The sequence below is a fragment of the Spirosoma arcticum genome (genome assembly GCF_054779955.1).
Map to the genome: position 1 here is coordinate 854,834 of NZ_BAAGXG010000001.1, position 25,478 is coordinate 880,311.

At 56.6% G+C, this 25,478-nt stretch carries 23 protein-coding genes; 17 read left to right on the top strand and 6 right to left on the bottom strand.

The annotated features are described in order from the left end of the window. The first annotated feature begins 65 nt into the window (after positions 1-65). From ACYVHB_RS03810 to ACYVHB_RS03820, 3 genes are all read left to right on the top strand, one after another. The gene (locus ACYVHB_RS03810) at positions 66-704 is read left to right on the top strand and encodes a 3-keto-disaccharide hydrolase (RefSeq protein ID WP_461049742.1); all 639 of its coding nucleotides are present in this window, start codon (positions 66-68) and stop codon (positions 702-704) included. Between the two features lie 77 nt (positions 705-781). Beyond that, positions 782-2,527 carry a GMC family oxidoreductase gene (locus ACYVHB_RS03815; RefSeq protein ID WP_461049744.1) on the top strand — a complete coding sequence of 582 codons (1,746 nt, stop codon included), beginning with the start codon at positions 782-784 and terminating at the stop codon, positions 2,525-2,527. A gap of 6 nt (positions 2,528-2,533) precedes the next feature. Next, the gene (locus ACYVHB_RS03820; protein ID WP_461049745.1) at positions 2,534-3,172 is read left to right on the top strand and encodes a gluconate 2-dehydrogenase subunit 3 family protein; all 639 of its coding nucleotides are present in this window, start codon (positions 2,534-2,536) and stop codon (positions 3,170-3,172) included. Between the two features lie 44 nt (positions 3,173-3,216). Here ACYVHB_RS03820 and ACYVHB_RS03825 read toward each other — a convergent pair whose 3' ends face one another. Beyond that, entirely contained in the window at positions 3,217-3,954 is a 738-nt protein-coding gene (locus tag ACYVHB_RS03825; RefSeq protein ID WP_461049747.1) for a LytR/AlgR family response regulator transcription factor, read from the bottom strand. After that, complete coding sequence (locus ACYVHB_RS03830; protein WP_461049749.1) at positions 3,926-5,104, bottom strand: sensor histidine kinase; 1,179 nt, start codon at positions 5,102-5,104, stop codon at positions 3,926-3,928. The genes ACYVHB_RS03825 and ACYVHB_RS03830 overlap by 29 nt, the downstream gene beginning before the upstream one ends. A 270-nt stretch (positions 5,105-5,374) precedes the next feature. Here ACYVHB_RS03830 and ACYVHB_RS03835 point away from each other — a divergent pair, with 270 nt between their 5' ends. The 5 genes from ACYVHB_RS03835 (at position 5,375) to ACYVHB_RS03855 (ending at position 10,105) form a co-directional block, all read left to right on the top strand. Next, a complete protein-coding gene (locus ACYVHB_RS03835; RefSeq protein WP_461049751.1) occupies positions 5,375-6,862 on the top strand; it encodes a S41 family peptidase in 1,488 nt (495 codons plus the stop codon). 186 nt (positions 6,863-7,048) lie between these two features. Beyond that, complete coding sequence (locus ACYVHB_RS03840; protein ID WP_461049753.1) at positions 7,049-7,645, top strand: YceI family protein; 597 nt, start codon at positions 7,049-7,051, stop codon at positions 7,643-7,645. A gap of 230 nt (positions 7,646-7,875) precedes the next feature. After that, positions 7,876-8,646: a dioxygenase family protein gene (locus ACYVHB_RS03845; RefSeq protein WP_461049755.1), complete on the top strand. Its 771-nt coding sequence runs from the start codon at positions 7,876-7,878 to the stop codon at positions 8,644-8,646. Beyond that, complete coding sequence (locus ACYVHB_RS03850; protein WP_461049756.1) at positions 8,646-9,599, top strand: vitamin B12 dependent-methionine synthase activation domain-containing protein; 954 nt, start codon at positions 8,646-8,648, stop codon at positions 9,597-9,599. The genes ACYVHB_RS03845 and ACYVHB_RS03850 overlap by 1 nt, the downstream gene beginning before the upstream one ends. After that, complete coding sequence (locus ACYVHB_RS03855; RefSeq protein WP_461049758.1) at positions 9,596-10,105, top strand: hypothetical protein; 510 nt, start codon at positions 9,596-9,598, stop codon at positions 10,103-10,105. Before ACYVHB_RS03850 ends, ACYVHB_RS03855 begins: the two co-directional genes overlap by 4 nt. 31 nt (positions 10,106-10,136) lie before the next feature. On the opposite strand, the gene ACYVHB_RS03860 is transcribed toward ACYVHB_RS03855, so the two are convergent. After that, positions 10,137-12,506, bottom strand: a complete 2,370-nt coding sequence (locus ACYVHB_RS03860) for a gliding motility-associated C-terminal domain-containing protein (protein ID WP_461049759.1) — start codon at positions 12,504-12,506, stop codon at positions 10,137-10,139. Between the two features lie 274 nt (positions 12,507-12,780). Here ACYVHB_RS03860 and ACYVHB_RS03865 point away from each other — a divergent pair, with 274 nt between their 5' ends. The 8 genes from ACYVHB_RS03865 to ACYVHB_RS03900 all read left to right on the top strand — a co-directional run bounded on the left by ACYVHB_RS03865 (position 12,781) and on the right by ACYVHB_RS03900 (position 22,296). Continuing rightward, positions 12,781-14,457 carry a CTP synthase gene (locus ACYVHB_RS03865; protein WP_461049761.1) on the top strand — a complete coding sequence of 559 codons (1,677 nt, stop codon included), beginning with the start codon at positions 12,781-12,783 and terminating at the stop codon, positions 14,455-14,457. A 126-nt stretch (positions 14,458-14,583) separates the two neighbouring features. Beyond that, positions 14,584-16,464: a membrane protein insertase YidC gene (yidC, locus tag ACYVHB_RS03870; protein WP_461049763.1), complete on the top strand. Its 1,881-nt coding sequence runs from the start codon at positions 14,584-14,586 to the stop codon at positions 16,462-16,464. A gap of 92 nt (positions 16,465-16,556) precedes the next feature. Next, the gene (gene bamD / locus ACYVHB_RS03875; RefSeq protein WP_461049764.1) at positions 16,557-18,374 is read left to right on the top strand and encodes an outer membrane protein assembly factor BamD; all 1,818 of its coding nucleotides are present in this window, start codon (positions 16,557-16,559) and stop codon (positions 18,372-18,374) included. A 67-nt stretch (positions 18,375-18,441) separates the two neighbouring features. Next, positions 18,442-19,734 carry a glutamate-1-semialdehyde 2,1-aminomutase gene (hemL, locus tag ACYVHB_RS03880; RefSeq protein ID WP_461049766.1) on the top strand — a complete coding sequence of 431 codons (1,293 nt, stop codon included), beginning with the start codon at positions 18,442-18,444 and terminating at the stop codon, positions 19,732-19,734. Then, complete coding sequence (locus ACYVHB_RS03885) at positions 19,731-20,375, top strand: HAD family hydrolase (protein WP_461049768.1); 645 nt, start codon at positions 19,731-19,733, stop codon at positions 20,373-20,375. The genes hemL and ACYVHB_RS03885 overlap by 4 nt, the downstream gene beginning before the upstream one ends. Before the next feature lie 28 nt (positions 20,376-20,403). Then, positions 20,404-20,856, top strand: coding sequence for a hypothetical protein (locus ACYVHB_RS03890; protein WP_461049770.1), 453 nt, complete (start codon positions 20,404-20,406; stop codon positions 20,854-20,856). Next, positions 20,856-21,863, top strand: a complete 1,008-nt coding sequence (locus ACYVHB_RS03895; RefSeq protein WP_461049771.1) for a glycosyltransferase family 2 protein — start codon at positions 20,856-20,858, stop codon at positions 21,861-21,863. The genes ACYVHB_RS03890 and ACYVHB_RS03895 overlap by 1 nt, the downstream gene beginning before the upstream one ends. An 82-nt stretch (positions 21,864-21,945) precedes the next feature. Continuing rightward, positions 21,946-22,296: a hypothetical protein gene (locus tag ACYVHB_RS03900; protein WP_461049773.1), complete on the top strand. Its 351-nt coding sequence runs from the start codon at positions 21,946-21,948 to the stop codon at positions 22,294-22,296. Positions 22,297-22,373: 77 nt separating this feature from the next. On the opposite strand, the gene ACYVHB_RS03905 is transcribed toward ACYVHB_RS03900, so the two are convergent. Continuing rightward, positions 22,374-22,529: a hypothetical protein gene (locus ACYVHB_RS03905; RefSeq protein ID WP_461049774.1), complete on the bottom strand. Its 156-nt coding sequence runs from the start codon at positions 22,527-22,529 to the stop codon at positions 22,374-22,376. A gap of 201 nt (positions 22,530-22,730) precedes the next feature. Beyond that, complete coding sequence (locus ACYVHB_RS03910) at positions 22,731-23,138, bottom strand: hypothetical protein (RefSeq protein ID WP_461049776.1); 408 nt, start codon at positions 23,136-23,138, stop codon at positions 22,731-22,733. Positions 23,139-23,309: 171 nt separating this feature from the next. On the opposite strand from ACYVHB_RS03910, the gene hisS reads away from it, so the two are divergent. Next, on the top strand, positions 23,310-24,671 hold the full coding sequence (hisS, locus tag ACYVHB_RS03915) for a histidine--tRNA ligase (RefSeq protein WP_461049778.1): 1,362 nt from the start codon (positions 23,310-23,312) through the stop codon (positions 24,669-24,671). A gap of 24 nt (positions 24,672-24,695) precedes the next feature. Here hisS and cobA read toward each other — a convergent pair whose 3' ends face one another. Continuing rightward, a complete protein-coding gene (cobA, locus tag ACYVHB_RS03920; protein WP_461049780.1) occupies positions 24,696-25,469 on the bottom strand; it encodes a uroporphyrinogen-III C-methyltransferase in 774 nt (257 codons plus the stop codon). Positions 25,470-25,478: the final 9 nt, after the last annotated feature.

Genomic DNA, 25,478 nt, shown 5'->3' on the forward strand with positions numbered 1-25,478 from the left:
TTTGCGTTTCGGGTAAAATCAACCGGTTTACGACTTATACGGTCATCACTTCCCGCGTAAATGCAATGCCAAACGGCTCACTCATCCTACTCGTGCTGGGTTTACTCAGTTTCTTCGGCAAACCCGTTAATTCGTCAACCGCGTCAACGCCCTTGTTCGACGGGCGAACGTTTCGGGGGTGGGAAGGCGATACGTCGGGGCTGTGGCGGATTCGTGAGGGGGCGCTGATGGGGGGGGCGTTAAACAAAACAGTGCTACACAATGATTTTATCTGTACAACCCGCCCGTATACTAATTTTGAACTGACGCTGCGCTGGAAATTGATCGGTACGGGATTTGTGAACGCGGGGGTGCAGTTTCGCAGCCAACGCCTGACCAACCCGGCCTACGAAATGATTGGGTATCAGGCTGATTTGGGAAATGGCTACTGGGGCAGCTTATACGACGAATCGCGCCGGAACAAAACATTGGTTCAACCCGATTCCGGTCTGGTTAAACGCACAGTACGCGTCAACGACTGGAACGACTATAAAATCCGGTGCGAAGGGTCCCGAATCAGGATTTGGCTGAACGACCAGCCCACCGTCGATTACGTAGAGACAGATCCGGCCATCGCGCAGTCGGGCCTCATTGGTCTGCAAATTCACGGGGGCGGCAAAGCCGAAGCGGCCTACAAGGGCATTAACCTGGAAGAATTGCCCTGACCATAAGTAATGGCTTAAAAAAGTAGGTAGCAGTTCTTGATTATTTCTTGAGTATTACCAATAACCGAACATTCAGCATGGACTTGTTTCAGATTCAGAAAGCCCCGACTCAGTACGACGTGGTCATTGTCGGTTCGGGAGCCGGGGGCGGCATGGCGGCCTACACGCTGGCCAAAGGCGGAGCTAAAGTGCTGCTGCTGGAAGCGGGTGGCTATTATGACCCCGCCGACCCAAAATACATTACCCAACTGAAATGGCCGTGGGAGTCGCCCCGGCGTGGGGCGGGAACGACCCGTGCGTTTGGGGATAACGACGCGGCCTGGGGCGGCTGGGACATTGACGGCGAACCATATACCACCGCGCCCGGCACCGAATTTCACTGGTTTCGGTCCCGGATGCTCGGCGGACGCACCAACCACTGGGGGCGCATTTCGCTGCGCTTCGGCCCCGACGATTTTCGGCGCAAAACCATGACCGGCGTTGGTGAAGACTGGCCCATTAGCTACGACGACATCAAGCCGTTCTACGACCGGGTCGACAAACTGATCGGCGTCTTTGGCTCGGTTGAGAATTTTCCCAACGAACCGGACGGTATTTTTCTGCCGCCACCCAAGCCGCGCCTGCACGAGCTGATGATCCGGAAAGGAGCCAAAAGTATTGGCATCCCGGTAATTCCCTCGCGGCTGTCCATCCTGACCAAACCCATTAACGAGGAGCGCGGGGCGTGTTTCTACTGTAGTCAGTGCAGCCGGGGATGCCAGGCCTACGCCGACTTCTCGTCGTCGTCGGTGCTGGTAAAGCCCGCCATGAAAACCGGCAACGTAACGCTCATTAACGGCGCTATGGTTCGTGAAGTACTCACCGATCCGGCTACGGGCTTAGCCACCGGCGTGAGTTACGTGGATACCCGCACGATGCAGGAAGTGACCGTGAAAGGCAAAACGGTAGTGTTGGCCGCCAGCACCGGCGAAACGGCGCGGCTGCTGCTCAACTCCAAATCCAGCCGCTTTCCAACCGGATTAGCCAACTCCAGCGGGGTCGTCGGCAAGTACATTAACGACTCGACGGGGGCCAGCCGGTCGGCGTTCATCCCGGCCCTGATGGACCGCAAACGCTACAACGAAGACGGCGTTGGTGGGATGCACGTGTTTACGCCCTGGTGGCTCGACAACAAGAAATTAGATTTCCCGCGCGGCTACCACATCGAATATTCGGGCGGCATGGGCATGCCGTCCTACGGATTCGGCTGGGGCATCGAAGCCATGAACGGCATGATTGCGGCCCGCGACGGCAGTAAAAACGCGGGCGGTGGCTACGGCGCTAAGGTGAAAGACGACCTGCGCCGGTTCTACGGGGCTTACGTGGGCATGGCCGGTCGGGGTGAGCCGGTGCCCCTCGAAAGCAACTACTGCGAAATTGACCCCAATGTGGTCGACAAATACGGCATTCCGGTGCTGCGCTTCAACTACAAATGGGGCGACTACGAGGTGAAGCAGGCCAAGCACATGCAGGACACCTTCGAGGAAATCATCCACTCGATGGGCGGCATCGCCCTCGGCAAAAAGCCGGACGCCAGCAACGACTACGGCCTGGCCGAGCCGGGTAAGATCATCCACGAAGTGGGCACGGTCCGCATGGGCAGCGACCCTAAAACGTCACCCCTGAACAAGTATCAGCAGGCCCACGACGTGAAGAACCTATTCGTCGTCGACGCGGCTGCGTTTCCCTCGCAGGGCGACAAAAACGTAACCTGGACGATTCTGGCCAGTTCCATGCGCACGAGTGAATATTTGATTGATGAGGTGAAGAAGAAGAATATATAACGGACTATGAAACGCAGAGACTCCCTAAAAGCCTTGTCCCTCACCGGTTTTGGCCTGGCCGTGTCGCCCGCCGAAGCCGCCGTTCCTGCCCCACCCGATACCAAGCCGCTCAAAGTACCGGGCGGGCGGCAGAAGTTTGAGGCTGAGCGCGACGCCAAACTCATGAGCGAGAAGTTCTTCACGCCCCACGAACTGCAAACGGTGACGGTGCTGTCGGACATTATTATTCCCGCCGACGAACGGTCGGGTAGTGCGTCGCAGGCGGGCGTTCCGGCTTTCATCGAGTTTATGATGAAAGACCAGCCCCGCAACCAGACGCCCATGCGCGGGGGTATTCGCTGGCTCGACAACACCTGCATGAAACGCTACGGCAAGCAGTTCGTGCAATGCACCAAAGCTCAGCAGATCGACATGGTTGAGCAGATTGCGTATCCCAAGCTGGCCAAACCCGACATGACCCAAGGCGCTTCGTTTTTCAGTATGATGCGCAACATGACCGCCACGGGCTTCTACACCAGTGCCATGGGCATCAAAGACATCGGCTACGTCGGCAACGTCCCCAACCAGTGGGACGGTGTACCGGAGGACGTGCTTAAGCAGTACGGCCTCGCCTACGAAGAACGCGAAATGACACAGGGGAAATAAGTTAGTCGGTCGGTTAGTGAGTCGGTCAGTGGCTGGCTGACTCACTAACCGACACCATACTTTCGCTCAAACGCGTCCACGTAGCTGCTGCCGACTGGGATTTCCTGCTTACCCACGAAGAGCTTCGTGCGTTGGAACGAACTGATCCGGGCCAGCGGGACGATGAACGACTTGTGCACCCGGCAGAAGTCGTCCGGAAGTTTGGCTTCGATGGCTTTCAGCGTCAGGCGGCTCAGGAACGGCCGGGATTGCTGCGTCGTAAAAATTTTGACGTAGTCCTTCAGCCCCTCCACGTACAGAATTTCGTCGTGGAAGATTTTGATCTCGCGGTACTCCGAGAAGATGAATAGATAACCGCGCCCGGCTGATGCGGGCGGTGCCGGGCTGACCGCTGTGGCCTGATCGGCCGCAGCCTGGCGAAGCGTAAACAGGTCATAGGCTTTATTGGCCGCCATCAGAAACCGCTCGAACGGAATGGGTTTGAGCAAATAATCGACCACCGCCAGTTCATACCCTTCCAGCGCGTATTCCTCGTAAGCCGTCGTGAAAATCACCATCGGCGGCTGAGAGAGCGTTCGTAGAAACTGAATGCCCGTCTGCGTGGGCATCTGAATATCCAGAAACAGCAAATCAACTGGTTCTTGCCGGAGCACCGCCGACGCATCGAACGGACTGGCAAGCTGGCCAACTAATTCCAGAAACGGTACTTTACGGATGTCGTCGGCGAGGATTTCCAGCGCAAACGGCTCATCGTCAATGGCGAGGCAGCGCAACGGTGTCATGGTGCAGGTGTAACGTTAAAACGACGCGGAACTGGTTCTGCTCGTTCGTCAAACGCAGTTCGTGCCGTTCGGGATAGTGCAGTACTAATCTTTTTTCGACGTTGGCAATACCAATCCCTGACGCAGTCCCGCCTGGATTGGTCTGACCTGAGTCGGTGATGGCCGTGCCGTTTGGTTGTCCAGTTGGTGAGTCAAACGTCGGATTCTCCGTGCTGAAGGTTAGCGTATCATCCGTCACGTCCAGAGAGATGTCAATGTGGCCGGGCTGCTGGCTGTGAACACCATACTTGAAGGCATTTTCGACGAATGGAATGAATAGCAGCGGCTCAATCTGGTGGGCGTCGATGTCGCCCGTGCAGCGGAAGCTAACGGTATTGCGGTCGGTGAGCCGCATTTTTTGCAGGTCGATGTAGTCCTGTAGGTGCTGAACCTCCTTACGTAGCGGTACGCTGTCCTGCTGGGCCTGGTAAATCATGTACCGCAGCAATTGGGCCAGTGTCACCACGGCCGCTTCGGTTTGGTCGGATTTCTGCCGCGCCAGCCAGCGGATGTTGTTGAGCGTGTTGAACAGAAAATGCGGACTAACCTGCAGCTTGAGCATGGCCAGCTCGGCCGATATTTTCTCCAGTGCCATCCGCTGTTGAACTTCCTGCGAACGGGTGTGGTAGCGAAACAGCGCCATCATCGAACTGACCAACAGGGCAACGCCCAGCGAAATCACCGTGCCCGGCACCCCCGGCCAGGGGCTGCGCGGGCCGGGTCCTGGTCCACGACCCATGCCGGGGCCGGGTAGTCGCTGGCCCGGACTGCCCCCCGGTGGGGGTGGGGACTGCGCGGAGAAGTCGGGGCGGGCAGGCGGAAATGCGTAGAAACTGACCACCTTAACCCCCACAACGCTCAGCGCCATCAGCCCCACTGCCAGCATGAATTGCCGGGTGTTCTGCCGACGGAGCAGCCTTGGCGTCAGCACCCGCAGGTTGACATAGAAAAAGGTAATCATCAGTACGCTCGTCAGCAGTTGTGCCATGCCGAGGCTAATTAAATCCTGCCGGTTACGCAGGAAATCGGGTAGCGTCAACAACGGCAAACTGACGAAAACGGCCCAGCCAATGGCGTGCAGCCCCCCTTGATAACGTTGGAAGAAGTTCATGGCGGAAGCAAAATACGCAGGTTGCCCGGAACGACAGCCATACTGATGACCATCTGCCGACGTATGGCTGCTTTCGGTCGACATGATGACTACCCGCGCAATGAATTACCGCTTCTAACGAATCATCTACACCTCCGACGGCTACGTCGGCACAAACCGCCCAATCGGCTTTAACGCCGGGAAATTCTCCTTTCCGTGTGCAACAGTTGGTCAGCGACGCTCGTATCGGGGAGTAAACAAATCACTCTACCGTCTAATCAACAGATCAAAATGAAAAATAACGTTATGAACAACGGCCGTCTGAATCTTATTCGCCCGCTGGGCGCTACACTACGGCCACTGCGGTGGTTGCTGCTGACCGGAATTGTTGTGTCGCTGGCGGCCTGCAACAAAGAAGCCGATGAGGTAACTCCGCAAGCGACAACGTCGACCGCCGAAAATGAAGAGGTCAACGACTGGATTCTGGAGAATATGCAGGACCTGTATTACTGGAACGATAAAATTCCGGCCAATCCCGACAAAACGCGAAGTCCGTCGGACTTTTTCGATTCGATTCTGTACAGCTATAACGCCACGACCAATCCTGACGGGGACCGCTTTTCGTGGATCGAGGAAAGTGCCGAAGAACTGGAAGCCAGCCTGAGTGGCGAAACCACCACCACCGGTATGGAATACGGCCTGTTTCTGCGTTCGGCGGGTTCCGAGGATGTGATTGCGCAGGTGTTCTACGTGCTGCCCGGCTCTCCGGCTCAGCGGGCGGGCATCCGGCGGGGCGACATTATCAGCAAAGTCAACGGGCAAGTGCTCAGCCGCAGCAACTACGCCGACCTGCTGTTTGGCAGCAGCACGACGTTCAGCTTCGGGCTGGCCAGCGTGAGCAACGGCACCATTGTCGATAGCGACGTGAGCAAGACCGTGACGGCGACGGTGTTTCAGGAAAACCCGGTGTTCTTAGATTCCATCTATACCGTTGGCGGCAAGACCGTCGGTTATTTAGTCTACAACCAGTTCGTGCCGGGGGCTAACAACAGCGACGCCAACGAGTATGATGCGCAGTTAGACGCTATTTTCAGCGATTTCAAAGCCAAAGGCGTCAACGAACTCGTGCTCGACCTGCGCTACAATCCCGGCGGCTACACGTCTTCATCGGCGAACTTAGCCAGTCTGATCGGCAAAGGCGTCAACGCCAGCAAGCTTTTCTTCCGCGAAGAATGGAACGCGACAATCACGCCGAGCCTGCGTAGGGAATACGGCGACAGCTTCTTCGTGCAGAATTTTCTGACCAAAGCCCAGAACATCGGTGGCAACCTCACGCGGCTGTTCGTGCTGACGACCGACTACACGGCCTCGGCCAGTGAATTGATGATCAACGGGCTGCGGCCGTACATGACCGTCACGACCATTGGCACCACGACCTACGGCAAAAACGTCGGCTCCATCACCATCACCGACGATACGGGTCAGATCAAGTGGGGTATCCAGCCTATCGTGTTTAAATCATTCAACAGCGCCGGTCAGTCGGATTACGCAACCGGTTTCGCGCCCAACGTAGAAGTCGAAGAACCGCTAAGCCTGTTGCCCCTCGGCGACACGAACGAAGCGCTGCTGCGTGCGGCTTTGGGTCAGATTTCGGGTAATGCAGCAACGGGCAGGATTGGCGCTACCAACGCCAATCCACTCTCGTCGCTGGGGTCGTCTATCCAGCGCAAAGCGGGTGGAGCACGCATGGTCAAGACTTTAAAAACGCTGCACTGGTAAGCACCGTTAAACGCGCTGACATGCCACTACGTTTACCCGGTGGTGGTCCGTCCCACTGAGCGTTCGTAAACGGGAACTCACCCGGTAAAAATCGGCATTCGACCTCATCCGTTTTGGTTGGCAGGTACGGGTTGGTATCTTTATCCACGAGAGTTCACTTGTCTTACCTTAAAAATCTCGAAACCAATGAAACGTTTAACATTGACCATTGCCGTTGTCCTTGGCTCACTGGCCACCTACGCCCAAACCTGGACGGTTGATAAGGCCCACTCCAAAGTTGGCTTCACCATTACCCACCTGCTGCTGTCGGAAGTGGATGGTAACTTCAAAACGTTCGACGCCAAAATCACCTCGGCCAAACCCGATCTGTCCGATGCGGTTATGGAAATGACCGCCGACGTCAACAGCATCAACACCGAAAACGAACGACGCGACGGGCACCTGAAAAGCCCCGACTGGTTCGATGCGGCCAAATACCCGACGGTGACGTTTAAAAGCACGTCGTTCAAGAAAGTAGAAGGCAAAAAATACAAGGCTGTCGGCGACCTGACCATGCACGGCGTGACCAAGCCGGTAACGCTCGACGTGACGCTGAACGGCCCGATCACGCAGGAAAATCCTAAAGGCAAGCAGGAGAAAGCCGGTCTTAAAGTTACGGGCACCTTGAATCGGGTGGATTTCGGCGTTGGCAAGGCCGGGGGAGCCGTGGTCAGCGAAGAGATTGCCATCAACGTGAACGGCGAATTCGCTAAGCAGGATGGGTCCGTAGCGGATAAGAAGTAAACGTTTTGCGTCGTAATCGCCCCGTGCCTGTGCCTGTTAATGGCTAAGCACGGGGCGATTTGTTTTGGGGCCTATCCACCCCGTTTTTGGGTCAAGAAGCGACGTGCGTTCGGTTGTCGACACATCTGCGCGTTTGCTCTACACACCCCCGTACCCCCGCAACGAATTGCCCCTATGCCGCGTATTATAGACAGAGAACACAAGAAAGAACCTGTCCTATTTTATTTATCATGGCGACCAGCAAACCCATTTCCCGATTAGATTTTCTCCGCAGAGCCATAGCGGGCACCGTCCTGACGCCGGTGGTCATGCAGGCCTGCTCGTCCGACGACACCGATATTACGCCGTCAACGACCACCGGCGGCACGACGACACCGGGCAGCACTACGACGACCAGTACGACGAGTGGCAGTTGTGTGGTAACCGATACGGAGACCGACGGACCGTATCCACTTTACAATGCCCGTGGATCGGCCCTGCAACGGGTCGATATTCGGGAAGGTAAAACCGGCCTGCAACTCGACATGACCATTACGGTGCAAAACGTCAACAACAGTTGCGCGGTGCTGCCCAACGCCCGCGTCGACATCTGGTATTGCGACAAGGACGGCTACTACTCGGGTTACAGCAATTCGGGCTACTTCGGTACGCAGAACAACACGACTAAGACGTTTCTGCGGGGGCTACAGTACGCCGATGCGGCCGGACAGGTGAAATTTACGGGCATCTACCCCGGCTGGTACCAGGGCCGCGCCACGCACCTGCACGTGCAGGTTTACCTGGACAACACGCTGAAACTGACCTCGCAGATTGCCTTTCCCGAAGCCATCAACACGGCGGTTTACAATACCGACCTGTACAAAGCGCACGGGCAGAATTCACTGAAAAACTCCGGCGACAACATCCTGCGAGATTCGCTGGACAACGAACTGGCAACGGTCGTGGCTAACAGCGCGACGGGCGGCTACACGCTGACGCACACCCTGAAGGTAAAGGCCTGATGACTCCAGCACCATCCGCTCCGTCCGAATCGCCCGCCACGTCCGGTCCACCGGCCATCGACTGGGCCGGTTTTAAGCCGTTTCCGAGCCATTTTCTGGGTGTTTCGTCGTTCGATGCGTCGGATTCCGACCGGGTCAGGACGTACCTGAATTGGGCTGTGCTGTTTCGGACGTGGGACATACCCGTTCCGTTCCCCGATGCGCTGGATGATGCCGACTGGGGCGACGCGGCCCGGAATTTATTCCATGACGCCAACATCCTGCTGACCGGTTGGCTGGCTCAGGGGAAACTCCGGGCCGAGGTTGTGTTTGGGATCTGGCAAGCCAGCGCCGAGGGTGGTCAGGTTGTGGTTCGGCCGGGTGATGCGGCATTGGGTAGCCAGGCGGTTCGGTTGTCGTTTCCGCGCCTGCCCTTACCAAATGCATCGACATACTGCGCGGCCGATTTTATTAAGCCAGCGGCTGCACTGAAAGTGGGTGAGTCGGATTACTTGGGGGGCTACGCCGTTCGGCTGCGTGAGGATATTGGGGAACCGATTGGGCCCTTCGTTGCGGACGAGTACCGGTCCCTGTTAGCTGCTGATCTGCGCAACCTCTACCGCTCGGCCGTGGTCGATTACCTGCACTACCGGCTCCGGCGATTTGTCTGGGCCTACTGCGACGACGACGATCTGAGCAACGAGGAAGTGCTCACGGGATTGCACCAGGGAATCCGGGTTGACATTGGGGGACGCGAGTGCACCGGGCTGGATGGCTCCGGGCTGGACGGCCCCGACCGGACCGGACAAGCCAAACTGCTTCAGTTGCTGAATGTTGCGGATTGGGCGGTCGATGGTGGTTCCGACGATGTCGATGATCCGTCCTCGGTGGCGTGCGGCTACTTCTTTGCGCATCCGAAGAGCCGAAACCTCCCGTTGGAAAGCATACCCACTGAATTAGTCCGTCCGCTATGACTCCCGCCCGTATCCGGCTCGCCTTCCGGCAGGTAATTGACTCCCATACCGTCCACACCGACTTCGAGAAGGCCGTCTTTGCCGATTCGTACCACGAATTTCGGGTGCAGATTCAGAGCTACAACGCTGATAACCAGTTTACGGCCTGGCAGCAGGTCCGCGCGGCCGTCCCTTCCTCCGACCCAACGCTGTCCATCCGGGTTGGCTTCGCCGTTGGGTTATACGTCGGTGAGTTGAACGGGCAGATTCCCGGTTTGATCGATGCGCTGGGGCAGCCCGTCGCGTTCACCGAACACCAGTTTGCCCTGCTCGACTCCGACATCACCGACCGAACCAAACACCGCGTCGCCCTGACCTACCTGACCGCCACGCTGACCTGGCTCGGCACCGTTGGCCATTATCTGCTGCTGGCGGCCGACGACGGGCGAAATGCTACAGATGGGGTAGATACGTTCATGGTGGCAATGCAGGAGAACCTGAGCATCGTGTCGTATTCAGCCGCGTAGAATGAATCGCGACGACCATACGCCCGGTTCGCTATCGCACGATAACGACGCTGCCGCGCAGCATGGGCCGCTCGGGAACGGTGTGCAGGGTGTAAGGGTACATACCGGCGGGTAAATTCGTCCCGCCCGCTGTTCCGTCGAAGGGTTCCCGATAGCCCTTGTCCGACCGGTAAATAACTTCGCCCCAGCGGTTGAAAATTGTCACCCTGGCGTCGGGAAAGGCCCCAATGCCCAATAATACCCACACATCGTTCAGGCCATCGCCGTTGGGCGAGAAAGCGTCGGGTACCCAGACCTGCTCGTACACCGTCATATGTATCGTGTCGCGGGCGATGCAGCCGGTTGCATTGGCCACCGCCAGCGTATAGGTAATATCACCCACAAGGCCCACCGCCGATGGACTACCAGCCGACGCATTATCCAAATACGTGGGTGGCGACCATTGAAACGTGACCGGGTTGCCGCTGTAGACGGGGGTAAGCGGAACGGTACTGCCCCGGTAGGTAACGAGGCTGTCGGGCAGTTGAATGGTCGGAATGGGCGCAACCACGGCCGTGCGACTGGCCATCACCCCGGCGCATTCGGGCGCGGGCCTGACGGTGTAGGTGAGGGGATGATTGCCCACCCCGGCCTGCTGGGGACTAAACGTATCGTCGATTACGCCCGGCCCGGCAAACTCGCCCCCGGCCGGACTGCCCTGAAGTGCGTAAGCCGGTACGTTGGGGCCGCATACGCCCGGTATCGAGTCGAAGCGCACCGTTACGGGCGGCACCGCTACGACCACAAATGGCGTTGAAACGCCCTGACAACCGAAGCTGTCGATGGCCGTCACCACATAATTTCCGGTGGTTCGGGCGCGGTAGCGGGCGGTGGCAGCTCCCGGAAGCACCTGCCCGTCCCGCTGCCAGACGTACCGGATGCCACCATTGCTTTCGAGGGCCAGCGAATCCTGCGGACAAAGCCGGTTCCGCCCCGTTGCCGACGTAATGGTTGGCCGCACAGCCGCCGACCGGTTGATGGACAGCGTGTTGGACGGGACGGTACAGCCCAGCGTGGTGTAGGTCAGTACGGCCCGGTAGCGGCCTTCCTGCTCAATACGGGCCGAATCGGTAACCCGGCCCGCCAGAAGCTGGTCGTTTCGGTACCATTGGTAGACAACGCCGGTGTCGCTCGTCACTGTCAGATCGACTGAGCCAGTGGCCGCGCACAGGTGCCCGGTTTCCCGCAAACTGGCTTCTTTCCCAACGACCCGAACCGTTATCGTTTCCGAATTGCCGACCTTGCTGCACGCCCGTTTGGGCGATACCAGAACAGTGTAGTCGCCCGCTTCGCGCACCGTCAGGGATGAGCCGGTTGCGTTGGGCAGGTTGATGCCATCCCGGCGCCACTGGTAATTCCAGGTTGAATCGAAGGTGGCCTGCATCCGGGCCGAATCGCCCTGACAAAGCGAGACGTTTCGCAGGCCCAGTGGCCGGTTCATGACCTGAACGGCCGGGTTGGGCGTCGTAGCGGGCGGGCAGTCCACCACCAAAAACTGGAAATCGCGCCGGACCTCGCCGATTTTAACCCCCGCCCGGAATTCCTCTACCTTAACGGCAAAGACGAACAAACCCAACTGATTAGCCGTCACCGACAGTTGCCCGGTTTGGGCGTCGACGTTCAGCGCCGGACTACCCGGAATGGCACTGGTGGCCCCGAAGCCCGACCGCCAGCTTACGTCGGGATACGGTCCCGGCGAGGGTGCCTGATTCTGCCCCGCATTTCTGGGGCTGAGGGGCGTCACCATCGAGTAGCGAAGTTCGTCGCCGTCGGGGTCGGTGCCGCCGAAGGGAAACGTAAACGGTTCGCCGATGCAAACGTATTCGCCGTTGATGAGCGGGAAGCGGGGCGATGAATACGGTACGTTGATTCCGGCCTTTTGCAGGGCTGGAAATTCCAAGTAAAAGGTAAACCCCGTCTGAACCGGGTTGACGATATTGTCGATCCCGGCATTGCGGTTGCGGGTCTGGTAGGAGATGTAGTACCCCTGCGGATCGGCGTAGGTGGCCGGGTCGAGTTGCAGATCGGCCTCGAAGGTGGCGACAATGAACTTCAGGTTGCGCAGTTCGGCGCAGAATTCATTGGCGTAGATAACGTTCTGGCGCTGACCGGTTTCCCGAACCTGGAACGTGCGCATCTGAACGTTGTCGCGAAGGCGAAAAATGCCCAGTTGCCCTCCAACCTGCTGGTCGGCGCGGGGACCGGCCTCGAAATAGTTGGTAACGATGATTCGGTAATGGCCTGGCCGGTCGCCCACGGCCCGCATCTCCAGTTGACCGCCCACCTGGTGCGTGGCCAGCAACCGGCCAGGCAGCAACAGCAGGGCAATCGCCAGACAAAGACGAAGGGTAGACGTGGGCATGCAACAACGGGGCTTGGGTAGTTACCGCAGAAAGACAAAAATAGCATGGGCTTACCGTTCGGCAAGCGGGCTTTATCGACTTTAACCGGGTATATCGGTACAACGCCCGTGAAGCGGGCCGCGCGTGTTCAGAATCGTACACGGCTAAGCCCGTCGAACGACTGAACCCCAGCCGGATACTGTACCGCCGTAACTTTTTCCGGCCTGCACAACCCCGTTCCACCCAAAACTTGCGTACCTTTATTCCCCGTAACGACCTAAACAGGTTTCAGTCATGGCAGCTACGGGACCCAAATCAGCAAAATATATCTTCGTCACCGGCGGAGTTACCTCATCACTCGGCAAGGGCATCATTGCCTCCTCATTAGCCAAACTCCTCCAGGCACGGGGACTTACGGTAACGATTCAGAAATTCGACCCGTACATCAACATCGACCCCGGTACGCTCAACCCCTACGAGCACGGTGAATGCTACGTCACCGACGACGGGGCCGAAACCGACCTCGACCTCGGCCACTACGAGCGATTCCTGAACCGCCCCACCTCGCAGGCCAACAACATCACCACCGGGCGCATCTACAACAACGTCATCACCCGCGAACGACGGGGCGATTTCCTGGGGAAAACCGTGCAGGTGGTGCCCCACATCACCGACGAAATCAAACGCAACATCCGGCTGCTGGGCGATACGGGCGAGTACGACATTGTGATCACCGAAATCGGGGGCTGCGTGGGCGACATCGAATCGCTGCCGTTTGTGGAGGCCGTGCGGCAGTTGAAATTTGAACTCGGCGAGAAGGATACGCTCGTTATTCACCTGACGCTGATCCCGTACCTGCAGTCGGCGGGGGAGTTGAAAACCAAGCCTACCCAGCACTCGGTCAGGATGCTGCTCGAAAACGGCGTGCAGCCCGACATCATCGCCTGCCGCACCGAGCACCCGCTGCCGCAGGACATCCGCCGGAAAATCGCGCAGTTCTGCAACGTGCAGGTGGCGTCGGTGATCGAAGCCATCGACGCCGAAACGATTTACGACGTGCCGCTGCTGATGCAAAAAGAGCGGCTCGATCAGCGGGCGCTCTACATGCTCGACATTTACAACGACAAAGATGCCGACTTAGACGCCTGGAAGAGCTTTCTGGGGCGGCTTAAGAATCCGGGCGATACGGTCACCATTGGCTTAGTGGGCAAGTATGTTGAGTTGCGCGACGCCTATAAATCCATTGCCGAGTCGTTTATTCACGCCGGAGCCAGCAACGAATGCAAAGTGAAACTTGAGTGGATTCAGTCTGAGACGCTGGTTGATGAGCACCACTGCGCCGATGTCCTGCGTAAGCTGGACGGCGTTTTAGTCGCACCGGGTTTTGGCGAGCGCGGCATTGAGGGAAAAATTAACGCCGTGCGCTACGTCCGGGAGCACGGCATCCCGTTTCTGGGCATTTGCCTGGGAATGCAGATGGCCGTAATCGAGTACGCCCGTAACGTGATGGGCATTGACGACGCCCACTCGACCGAGATGGAGCCGCACACGCCCAACCCGGTTATCAGCATGATGGAGGCCCAGAAGGCCGTGACCGACATGGGGGGTACCATGCGGCTGGGGGCCTACGCCTGTAAGCTCAAACGCGACTCGAAGGCGCACCAGATTTACGGGAAGGGGCAGATCAGCGAACGCCACCGCCACCGCTACGAATTCAATAACGATTACTTAGACGCCTTTGAGCGGGCGGGGCTGCGGCCAACGGGTATCAACCCCGAAACGGGCTTAGTCGAGATCGTTGAACTGGCCGGCCATCCCTGGTTCGTGGGGGTGCAATTTCATCCTGAACTCAAAAGCACCGTGATGAACCCGCATCCCCTATTTGTGGCGTTTGTGCACGCTGCCCTTAGTCATAACCAGCAAAAACGCGAAAGTGCCGCCCATGTAGAAACCGCTGAGGTGGTTGGTTAAGCGGCTGGATTGGCGTAATTTTGCCCAAAATTCGGGTTGTAGTTTGTGGTTTGTGGTTGGCTGACGCGCCCGTGTTTACGCGTCAGCCAACCACAAACCACAAACTACAAACCACAAACCTACCAAATGGATCGTAATCAAATTATTGGCATTGTCTTGATCATGGCGATGCTGGTTGGCTACCAGTTACTGGTGCCAAAGCCCGCGCCGGAGAAAGAACCCGCCCAAACTACGCAGACGACTAAACCGACCGCAACCTCCGGGACTGGTACGTTGGTAAGCCGCCCCGGCTCGGCTACGGCGGTACAGCCGCTCGACTCGGCCGAATCCACGGCGGCAGCCACCGCAGCATACGGCGAATTTGCCACGGTTGCCACGGGGCAGGCCCGCGACATCGTCATCGAAAACAACGAATTGACCGTGACGTTCAGCACGTTGGGGGGGCGGGTGAAAAAGGTTGTGCTGAAGAAGTACAAAACCTACGACCAGAAACCCTTAGTGCTGATTGATGAGACGAGCAGCCAGACGTCGCTGGAACTGCCAACGGGCCGGGCTAAGGTCGATCTGCACAAACTGTATTACCAGACAACGGCGCAGAACGGCGCGGTCAGCGGTCAGCCGCAACGGATTGTCTTTCGGGCGGAAGTTGGGCCGGGGCAGTCAGTGGAGCAGGTTTATGCCGTACCCGCCGAAGGCTACGTGCTGGGCTACGATCTCAAACTTAACGGGCTGAACACCCTTGTCACCAACGACAATATCCGGTTTTTGTGGCAAGATAAGATGCGGCAGTACGAAAACGACTTAGCTAACAACCGGCGGGCGGCTACGGTCAACTACCTCACCGCCGACGAGAACTTCGACCAGTTAAAGGAAAGCGAAGCCAGTGAAGAAGCCACGCTGGAGGAACCGGTGAAGTGGTTCACCATCAAGCATAAGTACTTTTTGTCGGGTTTCGTGGCGAAGAACGCTCCGCTGCAACGGGCCAGTTTCAAAGCCCTCGTGGACCCCGCCGATTCGAGCGTCGTTAAAACGGCCCTCGCCGACGTGATGCTGCCGATGGCCGACGTGAAAGCCGGAAAGGGCAGCTACCAGTTCTATTATGGACCCAACGATTTCCAGTTGCTGGGCGACGTAGCGCCGGAGTTTGACCAGAACGTATACTTAGGCTACTCCGTGCTGAAGCCGATCAACAAGTATTTTTTCGTGCCGGTTTTCAACTTCCTGGAGAAGTTCATCAGCAACTATGGCCTGCTGATTATTGCGCTGGTCGTGTTCGTCAAGCTGGTGCTAACACCGTTAACTTACAAGTCCTACGTGAGTATGGCCAAGATGCGGGTGCTGCAGCCGGAACTGAACGAGATGAAGGAGCGCGTTGGCGACGACATGGCCAAGCAGCAGTCCGAGCAAATGAAAATCTACCAGGAGGTGGGCGTGAGTCCGCTGAACGGCTGTATACCCGTGCTGGCGACAATGCCGATTCTGTTCGCTCTGTTCATGCTGTTTCCGAACCTGATCGAACTGCGGCAGAAGCCCTTTTTGTGGGCCAGTGACCTCTCCACCTACGACGCCTTCATCACCTTTCCGGCCATCCCGTTTGTCGGTAGTCACCTGAGCCTGTTCACCGTGCTGATGACGGCTTCCTCCATTGCGTTTGCGTATTACAACAACCAGACGACGCCGACCCAGCCCGGACCGGTGAACATGAAAGCGCTGAGTTACGTGTTCCCGCTGATGTTTATGTTCGTGCTGAATTCGTACCCGGCGGGCCTGACGTTTTACTATTTCGTCTCGAACGTGGTGACCATTGCGCAGCAGCAGATCATCCGCCGGTTCGTGGACGAAGACAAGCTCAAAGCCGTGCTCGACGAAAACCGGCGCAAAAACGCATCGGGTCAGGGCAAGAAGCCCGGTGGTTTCCAGGCAATGCTGCAAAAACAATTAGCGGCCGCCGATGAAGCCCGCAAACAGGCCGACGAAGCCAGCCGGAAAGCCAAACAGAAGAAATAAAGGTTAATGGATAATGTAAAATGTGTAATGGATAATGGGGTTGGCAGCCACTATCCATTACACATTTTACATTATCCATTAATTCAATAAGTATGAACGCAACGTTGAGTTGGTACCGATTTCTTTTCGCTGGCTGGCTGTTGGTGGCTTGTTGGCTACCGGCTACGGCGCAGGTGTCGCCGGATGCCCAAAAACGATATAAAGCTGCCGTTCGGCTGGTGCAAACCGGCGATTACGAGCGGGCTAAGGCGGACCTGAATGGCTTTATTCAGCGGGGCGGACCGCTGGCCCCGTACGCAAATTACTATTACGCGCTGGCCGTTTTCCGGCAGAAAAACTATAGCCAGTCGCGGCTGATGCTGAAGCAGTTGATGACCCGCTTTCCCGACTGGCGAAAGATGGACGACGCGCACTATCTGCTGGCGGCCGTTTGCATGGAAACCGGCCAGTATGAGGACGGACTGACGGCCCTGCAGCGCATTGGCGACCCGGTTATTCAGGCGGATGCTGTTAAACTAAAGCAGAACTTCATTGGTCGCCTTACGGACCTGAACCAACTGAAGCAGCTAAACCGGGAGTTTCCCGATGACCGGATCGTCGGTTTGGCGTTGATTGACCTGATTCAGCGGATGGCCACTGATAAAGACGATCTGGAACTGTCGGACCGGCTAACCAACCGCTTTGGCGTACCGGGCCGGGCAACGACCCGTCCGCCAACGCCCGCCCCGCCAACGACCACCGGAACGCCCGTCAATCGCCCGACAGCGGTGGTGACGCGGCCGAACCGGGCTAAGGGATACTATAACGTGGCGGTGATGTTTCCGTTTCGGTTAGACGAGTTCGACGCTGACAAGCGGGTGCGTACCAACCAGTACGTGTATGATCTGTACGACGGCATCAAAATGGCCAGAGCGAAATTACAGGAAGAAGGGATTACCGTGAACCTGTTTGCTTACGACGTAGAGAACGACGCCAACAAAACGCTGGAATTGGTCAACAGCCCTACTTTTGCCCAGACGGACCTCATTATTGGCCCGCTTTACGTGGAGCCAAACCGAATTGCGTCGGCCTACGCAAATCAGAATAACATTCTGCTGGTGAATCCCATTGCAACCAGCAGCGAGTTGGTCACTAATCAGCCCATGTCGTTTCTGGCGCAGCCGTCGGTAAACCGGCAGGCCCAGAAAGCCGCTGAACAGGCGCGAACCATAGCTGGTGGCGTCGGCGTGCGTCGGGCGGCCATCTATTTCGGTACGTCGCGCAAGGATTCACTGGTAGCTTCCGCCTACCAGGCCGAACTGCTGCGGCAGAATTACCAGATTGTCGACTTTCAGAAGGTAAGCGGCCCAGCCCAGGCCATGGCTGATGCCATGCGGTTTTCCGGTGCATCAACGGCAAACCGGCCCGTTAGTACCACCACACCCCCAACGGCCCTGACGGCCATTACCGTGAGTCACGTTTTCTTCGCCAGCAGCAACGACGACGACGGTCCCCGGATGCTCGACGCGCTGAGCCGTCGGCACGTGTCCGGTCCGCTGATTGCCACCGCCGGGGCTTTTGACTATTACCGAAATTCGATGTCAACATTTACCCGCCGGAACTTGTACCTGCTGTATCCCGACTACATCGACACCACTCGCGAACCGGTCGTCGCGTTTCAGGAGGAGTACGTGACTAAACGCAATACCATTCCGTCGGTGTTTGCCCACGAAGGCTACGACCTGATGCTGTTTTTTGGGCGGCAGATGGCCAGAAATGGCGTACCATTCCGTAGTAGAACCAACCTGCGCTCCGGCTCCGATACGGACGACGATTACGTGCTGTCGGGCTTCGATTACTCACAAACGAACGACAACCAGATCGTTCCCATCGTGAAATACGATGGGGGGCGGTTTGTGAAGATTAATTAGTAGAGACCGCACCGGCGGACCGGCAACACTTTGCGTCTCCTGTGCGGTCTCTACGTACAACTAACTTATGACAACTAGCGAACAACTCTTCGAAAAAGCCAAGACGTTAATTCCCGGTGGGGTTAATTCGCCGGTGCGGGCGTTTCGGGCCGTGGGGGGCACCCCCGTTTTTATTAAGTCGGCCAAAGGGCCGTACGTCTACGACGAGGACGGCCGACAGTACATCGAACTGATTAACTCGTGGGGGCCAATGATTCTGGGTCACGCGTTTGAGCCGGTCGAGAAGGCCGTGCGCGATGCCATTCAGCACTCGTTCTCGTTCGGGGCACCGACCCGAAAAGAGGTTGAAATGGCCGAACTGATCGTGAGCATGGTGCCGTCGGTGGAGAAAGTGCGGATGGTTAACTCCGGCACCGAAGCGACCATGGCGGCCATTCGGGTGGCGCGGGGCTTCACCGGCCGCGACAAGATGATTAAATTTGAAGGGTGCTACCACGGCCACGGCGACTCGTTCCTGATTGCGGCCGGGAGCGGGGCCATGACGATGGGCGTTCCCGACTCGCCCGGCGTCACCAAAGCCACCGCTGCCGATACGCTCACCGCGCCTTACAACGATCTGGCGGCTGTGGAGCAACTCTTCGACAATAACGCTAACCAGATTGCGGCTCTGATTCTGGAGCCGGTGGTGGGCAACATGGGCTGCGTATTGCCGGAACCTGGTTTTCTGGCCGGACTGCGCGATCTGTGCACCAAACACGGAGCCATACTGATTTTCGACGAGGTGATGACGGGTTTCCGGCTGGCGAAGGGCGGGGCGCAGGAACGCTTCGGCATCACGCCCGACCTGACCACGCTGGGCAAAATCATCGGGGGCGGCATGCCCGTCGGCGCTTACGGAGGCCGGGCCGACATCATGAACGTGGTGTCGCCCGCCGGGCCCGTCTATCAGGCCGGAACCCTGTCGGGCAACCCAATTGCCATGTCGGCGGGTCTGGCTATGCTCCACCACCTCAACGACCATCCTGAGGTGTACACGCGCTTAGACGAGATTGGCGAGAAACTGCACACTGGCTTTCGCGATAGCCTGACGAAATTGGGCCTGAACTACACAATCAATCAGCTTAGTTCGATGTTCACCCTGTTCATGACCGAGCGGCCCGTGACCAACTTCGCCGGGGCCAAATCCTGCGACCTGCCCCTGTTCGGGCGGTATTTCCACGCCATGCTGGACCGGGGGGTGTATTTGGCTCCGTCGCAGTTTGAGAGCCTGTTCGTGTCGGTCGCGTTGACCGATGCGTTGATTGAGCAGGTGATCCGGGCGAATGAAGAAAGCCTGGCGGAAGCACTCGTACCGGCATGACGATCAACGGCGTTATCTTTGATTTCGATGGCACCTTAGCCGATACGCTGCCGCTCTGCATCCGGGCGTTTCGCTCGTCCATCGAACCGCACCTGGGCCGATCTGTCAGCGACGCAGAAATCATCGCGACGTTCGGTCCCGCTGAGGAAGGCACGATCAAGGCGTTGATACCGAACCAGTATGACGCTGGCGTTGCGGCCTACCTGACGCATTATGAGCAGTACCACGTCGACTATCCCGAACTGTTTCCGGGTATTCAGCCATTGCTGACCGAACTGCAAGCCAAACATGTCAGGCTGGCATTGGTAACGGGCAAAGGGGAGCGTAGCGCCGTGCTCTCGCTAACGTTTTACCAGTTAACGCCGTATTTCAGCGCGTTTGGCTACGGCGATCTGGAAATTAATAGCAAAACGCGCAACATCAACCGGATCGTCGCCGATTGGGGCCTGTTGCCCGATGAGGTCCTGTACGTTGGTGACGCCCCGAGCGACATTGTCGCCTGCCGACAGGCGGGCGTGCCGATTGCGGCCGCGGCCTGGGCCAGTACTGCCGAACCTGACGCATTAGTCGCTATGAAGCCGGATGCGCTATTTGAGTCGGTCGTTGCATTCAGAGAATGGTTACTGGGTCGGTTGTCCTGATAATCAGTGTTTACTTAACACTCCCGGCATGTTCGTCAATTCTAAAGTGAACGGCTTTTTTCTGTTGGTATTATTCGGTGTAGTGTGTGGGGTGGTAGCCGGTGCGTTTGCCGGGTTTTGTGTAGCTGGGCTATTTGTTATGCCCAGTTTATTGGTAAAGCCTGATGACATAGGTAAGTTTTTTGTTTTGTTGGTGTATGGCCCTGTTGTTGGTATTGGTCTGGCAATTATCCCCGGCATTTTATTTGGCCTGACGAGCTATTTTTTCACAAAAAGATGGCACTATCTCTTCGATGGTGGCTTTTACGGGGCAATTTGCTATTTGATTTACGCCGTCAATATATTACTATGGATTTGGCCCGTTTTTATAGCCTGCGTGCTGTATGGCCTTTTTGTTGGCTTCATAAACCGCACTTTCCCCAACTGGTGGGGAATGCGACTTCGGGCGGAAGGCATTGAACTACTTCGTCAAAAAAGCTGATGCGTTTCTCTATTATCATCCCCGTCTTCAACCGTCCCGACGAACTGCGTGAACTGCTGGTGAGTCTGACGCAGCAGACGTACCAAAATTTTGAGGTGCTGGTCATCGAGGACGGGTCGAAAAATAAAGCTGATGGGGTGGTGGCTGAGTTTTCCGGCAACCTGACCATTCAATACGTCTACAAAGAGAACTCCGGGCAGGGCTTCACGCGCAATTGTGGGTTTGAGCGGGCAACGGGCGACTTTTTCGTGATTTTCGACTCCGACGCACTCATTCCCCCGCATTACTTCGGCACCGTAAACGAGCACCTGTCAACCCAGTGGCTCGATGCATATGGCGGTCCCGACGCGGCCCATCCCAATTTCACCCCCGTTCAGAAGGCCATCAGCTACTCCATGACGTCGGTCTTCACGACGGGCGGCATCCGGGGCAATCAGAAAAACCTCGGCGGAACCTACCATCCGCGCAGTTTCAACATGGGCCTGTCGCGCCAGGTGTGGGAGAAAATCGGTGGCTACAAACTCAGCCGGATGGGGGAGGACATCGAATTTGCCATCCGCATTATCGAAAACGGTTTCACCACCGCCCTGATTCCCGACGCATTTATCTATCATAAGCGCCGAACAAACTTTGGGCAGTTTTTCCGGCAACTGCGATTCTTTGGCCGCGCCCGAATCAACATTTCGCGCTATTATCCAAAAGAACTAAAACCCGTTCACGCCTTTCCGGCCCTGTTCACCCTGTTCTTGATTTCGGTGCCAGTTTGGGCGCTGGTCAGTCCGGTGCTCTTCGGGTTGGCGGTTAGTGCGCTAATCCTATTCTCGGCATTGATTTTGTTTGATGCGACCCGGAAAGAAAAGAGCTTAACCGTTGGTTTATTGAGCGTAGTGGCGGCTTTTGTGCAACTGACTGGCTACGGCGTGGGTTTTTTAAGCGAAGGATGGAAACGACTGCGCGAACCAGGCGGTTTCCGCGAAACGGGCGCGGCAATGGAGTATCCGTCCTAATGTTACCCAAATGTTAAGTAAATATTAACAAAGTCGGTTGGCCCGCCGTTAGGCTATTAAATCCATAAACCATAGACGAAGCATGGCGAAAATGGCCCAACCCCCCGGTCGTCGGCTGGTTAACCGGATGAGCACCCGTACGAAGTGGCTAATTCTGGCTCCGCTGAGCCTGGTACTGATTGGAGCGGGATTGTGCGTACTGACCGAAGCGGCCCACGCCAAGCATACCGGTGCTCCGTTCCGGCAGTGGTTTTTGTGGGGGACCTATAGCCTGATTTTAGTCAACGGCGGATTGTCACTGTTTGGACAGGCGGTGCGCTTCCGGGCGCAGTTGGACTATCGGCGGTTTGTGCGCCGGGAACTCAAAAAAAGGGACCGCGAGTGGGAACGCTGGAAACGAAAAACCCCGCCGGATAAGGGCGGGGTTAACTGAGTCGGTCAGTATTCAGTCTGACAGTCAGTGGACTGACACTCATTACTGACCGACTGGCTGACTGAACGAAGTGCTCATTACGCAGTTTTTTTCTCGGCGAAAGAAGCCTTAATCGCGTCTACGTCCACATTTTTAATGGTGGGCTTTCGCAGCAATTGTTTGATGGCGCTAACCTTATTGGTGGCAATGGCCCGGTTCCGGCGAGCTTTGCGCTTTAATTCTGTTACTCCCATTGTCGTGGTATCTATTAACGTGTCGTTTCACTTTTTGAGCCGCAAAAATAAGAAATTTTTGGTCAAAAAGGGCTGCTTTTCGCTATAGTTTACTTAAAAGCTTTATTGTCACGGATAGTAGGAGCCCATACTTAGTAACCGATTCCCTAAAATTAGCGGTCAGGCGACCGATTGTTACCATTGCTTAGGGGGAGTTGCGGTTTATTTTCGCCTAAACTTTAATAAATATCCACCATAATCGATGAGTAAGCTCTGAGCGGTGATGTCGAGTATTTTTGCTGCTGACTGAACTTGCGGATCTATGAAGGGAATACAGTTTGGCTTACCATAGTCAAACTGTATGGTTTTATCCGCGACCGTGTACCGTTCAGCGTGATTGCACCAGCCGCCATAAAATGGCATTGAGTTTTCAGTACTTACTGTGCCATTACGCTTAAAAATCACGTTAATTTTTCGAGTTGGATCGGTCTTTTGCCACGCTGGGTCAGTGGGTGATTTTGATTCAATCTGATTCCATGAACCAATCAATAAATTGGCTTCCGGATCTTTTGGGCTACAAGCGTGTAAGAACGTCAGACCACTAAGTAATGCGATATGTACAGATTTCATAGTATGCGATTCGTTTGGAGCAAGTGGATGTTGGTAAGACCCATTATTGGCGAAACAGGTTGGCGCAAGCAGCAAATTTTTGGCGAAACTTCGCTTGAGTCAACGGGCTGGAACGATAAAGGCAGCAACTCACCGCTACCTTATTCTGCCCGCATCTATTAATTTCGCCCTATGCAAAAACCCACCTTACCCAAAGGCACCCGTGATTTTGGGCCGGAGCAGATGCGCAACCGGCTTTTTATTTTTGATACCATTCGGCAAACCTTCCGGCGGTTCGGTTTCCAGCCCCTCGAAACACCATCCATGGAAAACCTGTCGACGCTGACGGGCAAGTACGGCGATGAAGGCGACCAACTTCTGTACAAGATTCTAAATTCCGGTGATTACGCGGCCGACCTGACCGAACTCGATATTGCCTCGGGATCGAAAAAGCTCACCCCAAAAATCGCCGAAAAGGGCTTGCGGTACGACCTGACGGTGCCCTTCGCCCGCTACGTGGTCATGAACCGCAACAACCTGACGATGCCCTTCAAACGCTACCAGATGCAGCCCGTCTGGCGGGCCGACCGCCCCCAAAAAGGCCGCTACCGCGAGTTTTACCAGTGCGACGCCGACGTGGTGGGCACGGATTCGCTGCTGTGCGAAGCCGAAATTGTCCTGATGATCCACGAAGTGTTCGGCAATCTGGGCATTACTGATTTCACGTTGAAAATCAACAACCGCAAGATTTTGGCAGGTATCGCCGAGGTGATTGGCGCACCGGGTGGGGAAGGAACGCTGAGCGTGGCGATTGACAAATTAGATAAAATTGGCCGGGAGAAAGTGCTGGACGAACTGCGCGAACGCGGCTTTACCAATACGGCTATTGCCCAACTCGACCCGCTGTTTGACAAAGCGACCGACGTAGCCGGAACCATAGCGCGGTTGAAAAGCTGGCTGGTTTCGTCTGAATTAGCCCAAACGGGCATTGCTGAATTAGATGAAATGCTCCGTCTGGTCGACCAGTACGGCGTGGCAGAACCGCGCGTACAGATCGACCCGACGCTGGCAAGGGGCTTGTCCTACTATACCGGTGCCATTTTTGAAGTAAAAGTCAATAATGTACAAATCGGCAGCGTCAGCGGGGGCGGTCGTTACGACAACCTGACAGGCGCGTTCGGCCTGCCGGGGCTATCGGGTGTGGGCATCTCGTTCGGCGTCGACCGGATTTACGACGTGATGGACGAACTGAAGCTGTTTCCGGTCGGAGCAGGGCAGGGGACACGGGTACTTATTGTGCCCTTCGACAGTGAGGCCCGCGCAGTCGCTCTGCCGTTACTGAGTCAACTGCGGGGGGCGGGCGTTGCGGCTGAAGTGTATCCCGACCTGACGAAAGTGAAAAAAATGCTCGATTACGCCAATGCTAAACAGATTCCCTATGTCGTACTGATCGGTTCGGAGGAGGTACAAACAGGTATGCTTTCCCTCAAAAACATGGTGACGGGCGAGCAGAGGAAACTAACCGCTACTGAGGTGGTGGGGATGGTGAGCTAACCAGGCCTTTACAAAATGAATAAATTAAACAGTATGCGTAGCGACAATCCCGACTAATTCTGCGTGTCGCTCCCCGGCGGTTAGTGCAGCCACTTCGCCGATGACAATGATGGCTGGGTTAGCTACCGGAGCGCCGAACCGACCCGATTCGGTAACTTTCTGCTGAATGTCATGCACCCGCCCCATTACAATGCGTTCCTCGGGCAGCGTACCATTCTGAATAATGGCGACGGGCGTATCGGCCTTGTCCTGACCGGCAAAGACGGCCATGATCTCGGTGAGCTTGTGCATCCCCATCAGTACCACCACCGTCGCTGATGACTGAGCCGCCAACTGCAAGTCGGCGGAGAGCTGCCCCGCTTTGGTCGTCCCCGTTACAACCCAGAAACTCTCCGAAACACCGCGCGTGGTGAGCGGAATTCCGGCTGATGCCGGCACGGCGTAGCTGCTCGATAAACCCGGCACAACGGCCGTTTCGATGCCGTGCTGCCGGGCGAACTCAATCTCCTCGTAACCCCGCCCGAACACGAATGAATCGCCCCCTTTCAGGCGCACAACGTGGCCGTACTGCCGGGCGTAATGCACAATCAGCGGGTTGATATCTTCCTGCATACAGGAGTAGGCACCCCGGCGTTTGCCCACGTAAACTTTAAGTGCGTCGGGACGGCAATGGTCGAGCAGGTCGGGGTGTACGAGCGCGTCGTACATGACTACGTCGGCCTGTTGCAGGGCACGAACGCCCTTTAGCGTGATCAAATCGGGGTCGCCGGGACCGGCTCCTACGAGGGTAAGTTTCATTTTCTAATG